The 653-nt window shown below is 71.8% G+C and carries 1 protein-coding gene; it reads left to right on the top strand.

Going from position 1 to position 653, the window contains the following annotated elements; translation table 11 throughout:
* Positions 1 to 114: 114 nt before the first annotated feature.
* Positions 115 to 653: DUF6444 domain-containing protein (locus AC08OO_RS11390; protein WP_476609910.1), on the top strand; the 539-nt coding region annotated here is incomplete at its 3' end.

The following is a 653-nucleotide window of genomic DNA, read 5'->3' as shown; positions in this document are numbered from 1 at the left end:
GTAACTGGTCAGCACTCTTGATCGATTGCTGTTGTCGCGGGTCGGGTTGTTTGGGTACCGGTCGCTGTGGGCGTGGGGTGCTCGCGGTGGGTGGCTGGTCCGTAGGCTGCTGGTGTGTCGCCTGTCGATCGGCCCGCGTCCTCGTATGAGGAACTGGCGGTGCTGGTCGTGGCGCAGGCGGCCCAGATCGCCGAGCTGCGGGCCGCGTTGGGGAAGGCGAACGCCGAGATTACGGAGCTGAACGCCCGGCTGGGGAAGAACTCGCGGAACTCATCGAAGCCGCCGAGCTTGGATGGGCTGGCCAAGCCGGAGCCGAAGTCGCTGCGGAAGAAGTCCGGGCGGCGGCCCGGTGGGCAGGAAGGCCATCCCGGGTCGACGCTGGCGTTGGCCGAGGACCCGGACCGGGTCGTCACCCACGAGCCCGCGGCGTGCCGGGGCTGTGGGGATCCGCTGGTGCTCGCCCCGGTCACGCGGGTGGAACGCCGCCAGGTCGTGGACCTGGCGCCGGTCGAGCCCGTGGTCGTCGGGCACCGGCTTGTCGAGCGGGAGTGCGCCTGCTGCGCCACCCGGACCCGGGCCGAGGCACCCGCGGGGGTGCCGGCTTCGGCCCAGTACGGGCCGGGGGTCGAGGCCCTGGTCCTCTACCTCTACGG

It is taken from the genome of Frankia sp. CeCAU1, from assembly GCF_977971845.1.
Note: the sequence above shows the minus strand (reverse complement) of the source record. Positions and strands in the feature narration are given on the sequence as shown.